The organism is Nocardioides sp. (assembly GCF_050246775.1).
In the GTDB taxonomy this organism is placed as follows: domain Bacteria; phylum Actinomycetota; class Actinomycetes; order Propionibacteriales; family Nocardioidaceae; genus Nocardioides.
The window spans coordinates 1-4,006 of sequence record NZ_JBFWVK010000017.1; the positions used below are offsets into that span (position 1 = coordinate 1).

The 4,006-nt window shown below is 70.0% G+C and carries 3 protein-coding genes; 1 reads left to right on the top strand and 2 read right to left on the bottom strand.

The window, feature by feature from the left end; translation table 11 throughout:
• Positions 1 to 243 precede the first annotated feature (243 nt).
• Positions 244 to 1,329 (top strand): alkylhydroperoxidase-related (seleno)protein, encoded by a 1,086-nt coding sequence (locus tag AB7I40_RS23670; protein ID WP_428348160.1) that lies wholly within the window; start codon positions 244 to 246, stop codon positions 1,327 to 1,329.
• A gap of 112 nt (positions 1,330 to 1,441) precedes the next feature.
• On the opposite strand, the gene AB7I40_RS23675 is transcribed toward AB7I40_RS23670, so the two are convergent.
• Both AB7I40_RS23675 and AB7I40_RS23680 read right to left on the bottom strand, forming a co-directional pair.
• A complete protein-coding gene (locus AB7I40_RS23675; protein WP_428348161.1) occupies positions 1,442 to 3,094 on the bottom strand; it encodes an ABC transporter substrate-binding protein in 1,653 nt (550 codons plus the stop codon).
• A 220-nt stretch (positions 3,095 to 3,314) separates the two neighbouring features.
• Positions 3,315 to 4,006: hypothetical protein (locus tag AB7I40_RS23680; RefSeq protein WP_428348162.1), on the bottom strand; the 692-nt coding region annotated here is incomplete at its 5' end.

A 4,006-nucleotide genomic window follows, 5' to 3' on the forward strand; every position in this document is an offset into this window, starting at 1 on the left:
CCGGGTCGCGCCCGTGGGTGATCGCCTGATGCATCGTTCCGTCACTCGCAGCCATCGCACACCCCCTCGACCAGCAGCGTCGGGTGACGTGTTCGACCCGACCCGAACATGCCTTGAGGTATGTCGCAGCGGTGGCGGTTCCATTCCCCGATCCGGGGCGGCACGCCTCTGCACGCGATCGCGCGCTCCGCCGTACGAGGGGGGGGGGGTGGCCGGGGGTCGGGCCCGCAGTAGGGTTCGGCCATGCGGTTGCTGATCGACGCACAGCAGGAGGCGGTGGCCGCGCTGGGCCGCCCCGGCGACTGGCTGGACGGGGCCGAGCGGGTGGCCGTGTGGCGCGAGGTGCGCGCCGCCGCCACCGACGAGCTCGATCGCCGCCGGGTCGAGGCGCTCAGCCCCTACGCGGTCGAAGGTGCCCACCCGGCCAGGCCGCCGCTGGGTGCCATCGAGGTCGAGGTGGTGCACCGCATCGCCACCGACCCCGGCCGCCTGACCCGGAGCTGGGCCCGGGCCGCCATCGACGAGCTCGGCGAGGAGCGCTACACCGAGCTGGTCGGCCTCACCGCCATCGCCAAGGTGCTCGACACGTTTGCCGCCGCCCTGGGCCAGCCGCCGCCGGCCCTGCCCGAGCCCGTTGGCGGTGCACCGGCCCGGGTGCGGCCAGAAGGTGTGGGCGATACCGGCGCCTGGGTGGCCCAGTCGCTCAACAAGACGCTGGCCAACGTGAGCCGCACGCTGTCGCTGGTGCCGGTCACCAACGCCACCTGGCGGACCCTGGTGGACTCGCACTACTCACGGGGTCGGCAGTTCTTCGAGCTGGTGTGGGACCGGGCGCTCAGCCGGCCGCAGGTGGAGCTGCTGGCGGCGCGCACCACGGTGCTGCAGCAGTGCTTCTATTGAACGGCGTCGCACGCGACGCTGCTCCGTGCGAGCAGCGAGGTGCAGGGTCTGACCGTCGACATCGACGCCGTGCTCGATCGGCAGCACGTCGGTGACTGCGGCATCGAGGGTTCGGCCGAGCTGCTGACCTTCGCCGACGCCGTGCTGGGCGGTACGGCGTCAGGCGTCGAGCCGGCCGCGGCGCGGGCCGCGCTGCGGGCCCGGCTGGGCGAGGAGGCGTTGTGGGAGGCGGCGGCCACGGTGGCCGCCTTCTGTGGGCTGGTGCGGGTGGCCGACGGGACGGGCATCCCACTCGACGACGGGGTCCTGGCCGTGTCGGCCGAGGTGCGCGAGCGCACGGGGATCGACGGCTTCGCCGGCGCCGCCAACTCCTCCACCACGGACGCCGTGGACGTGTCGCTGACCGACGTGGCCGCCCTGTTCCGCTGAGCGCCGCCGGTGCCTGCGAACGGGACCGGCCCCGGACCGGCGTCTGCCGATCCGGGGCCGGGGGTGGTGTGCCGGGCCAGGGCCGCGGCGCACCGGTTGCTGGGGGAGCGCGTCAGGCGCAGGTGCCGCTCGACTGGCTCCAGGCACAGTTGGACGACTTGCCCGACAGTTCGATGAGCTCACCCTGCTGCTCGAAGGCCTGCTTGGCCGCGTTGTACTTGCCGAACTCGGACGCCTCGGTGAGGTAGGCGTCCTTGTTGCCGTCGAGGTTGAAGCGGGAGCCCTCGAGCAGGAACGGTGAGGTCATGTCGAGGTTGCGCAGGGCGATCAGGAAGTTCACCCGGTTGATGCCACCGTCGAGCTCGGCCGCGATCTTGAAGACCTGCTCGGTGGTCCAGCCCCAGCGGGCGTTGCCGGCGAAGTAGGTCGGGTTGGTCTTCCAGTCGATGCCGGCCGCCTCCAGCGCCTTGCGGGACTTGAGCACCCACGGGTCGTTGTCGTAGGCGGGGCTCTCCATGGCCTTCAGGCCGCCGCCGACCACCCACCAGCCGTCGCTGGCCGAGCCGTCGCCGCCCACCTTGTCCTTGCCGACGAAGGCGTTGCTCTTGCACACCGACGGCTGGAACAGGTACTGCGCGGTCTCCTTGAGGCCGTTCTGGGCGGCTTCGGTCACCGCCTGGGTGCAGGAGGTGCCCGCGGTCATGGCGATGAACACCTCCGGGTTCTTGGAGGCCAGCGTGGTCATCGGATCGGTGATCGTGGGCGCCGCCGGCTCGATGATCTCGGTGACGTACTCGATGTCGGCCTTCACGTCGGTCTGCTCCAGCCAGGCGCTGAAGCCGCCGTCGTAGGCCTTGCCGAAGTCGTTGTTCATCACCAGGGCGGCGACCGTGACCTTGCCGTCGTTGGCCTTGAGCTCGTCGATGCGGTCCTCGATGAACGCGCCCCACAGCACCGCCTCGGTGTTGTAGGCCAGCTGCTCACCGGTGGTCCACGGGTGGTTGGCCGGGTCGCCCCAGGCGGGGTGGCCGGTCATCACCAGCGGCTGGGGGATGCAGCGCTCGTTGAGCTTGTCGTAGGTCTTCATGGTGTTGGGCGAACCGAGCGTGACCATGGCGAACACCTTCTCGGAGTCGATCAGCTCGTCGACCAGCGGGATGGTGCGGGCGGCGTCGTAGCCGTCATCCTTGAAGATCAGGTTGAACGTGCGGGTCTTGCCCTCGGAGTCGGTGATGCCACCGGCCTTGTTGATCTCACCGAGGTAGAGCTGCCAGCCGGTGGCGATCTGGCCGTACACGGCGAGCGTGCCCGACAGCGCGGTGGTGTGGCCGATCTTGATCTCGGTGTCGGTCAGGCCCTCCATGTTGTCCCACCCGGCGGGGCACTTGGTCAGATCGATGGTGTACCCCTCGGAGATGAGGGCGCTCTTGCCGTCGGCGCTGATGCCGTAGCCGCCGTCCTTGATCTTTTCGATGGTGGCGGCGCGCTCCTCCTCCCACAGCGCTTCCCAGTCCTCCATCGTGGTGGGGTGTTCCTTGGCCGCGCCGGCGGCGTCGTCCGCGCCGGCGGCCGAGGTCGCCGTGCCCCCGGCGGCAGTCGTGCCGGTCAGCGCGTCCTTGACGCCCTGCTGCACGCCCTCGTCGACCGTTTGCGCGGTGGCGGTCTGCTCGCCCGAGCCGCCGCCGTCGTCGCCGCCACAGGCCGCCGCAACGAGCGACAGGCCCACCGCCATCGCGCCCGCGGCGCGTCTACCGAGATGTCCCACGGGGGTTTCCTCCAGGAAGGTGAACTGCGTCACAAAGTGTGACGTACGGCACGATACCAAGGCCCGTGATCGGTGTCAGCGCGGGGCAGCGGATTTTGCGGCGCTCGTGTTGAAGTCGGCGATGGTGCGGCGCCGCCGGCCCCCGGGCGCGCCCGATGGGTCTGCCGCGACGAGGCGGGCAGACCCATCGGTACGGTGGTCAGGCGTGGTTGGGGGGGCCTCAGGCGCAGTTCGAGATCGCCTGGTCCCAGGCGCAGTTCTTGGACTTCCCGGACAGCTCGATGATGTCGCCCTGGGGGATCCACGACTGCTGGGCGGCGTCGTACTGCGACAGGTCGGACCCCTCGATCCAGTAGGCGTCGGCGTTGCCGTTGAGGTTGAACTTGATGCCGTCGAGGTACATGGGGTGGGTCATCTCCATCGACCGTGCCGCCACGATGAGGTTGGCCCGGGTCAGGCCGCCGTCGAGCTCGCCGGCGATCTTGAGCGTCTGGGCCCAGCTCCAACCGATGGAGATGCCCGAACCGAAGTTGCCGGAGTCCTTGGCGTTGTAGCCGGCCTGCTTGAGCACGTCCCGGGCCCAGATGATGAACGGGTTGGCGTCCTCGCCCGGCGAGTTGATGTCGCGCCCACCGCCGCCCATGATCCACCAGCCGTCGGAGGCGTCGCCCACCACGTCGCGCCCCACCTGTGAGGAGGGCTTGCACACCGAGGGCATGAACAGGTACTTCGCCGAGTCCTTCATCCCGTTCTCGGCGGCCTCGATGATGGCCTGCGAGCACGGCGTACCGGCCAGCATGGCCACGAAGATCGACGGGTTCTCCGCGGCCAGGTTGGTCATCGGGTCCTTGACCGTCGGCGCCTGGGGCTCGATCGTCTCGGTGACGTAGTTGATGTTGTCCTTGTTGGGCG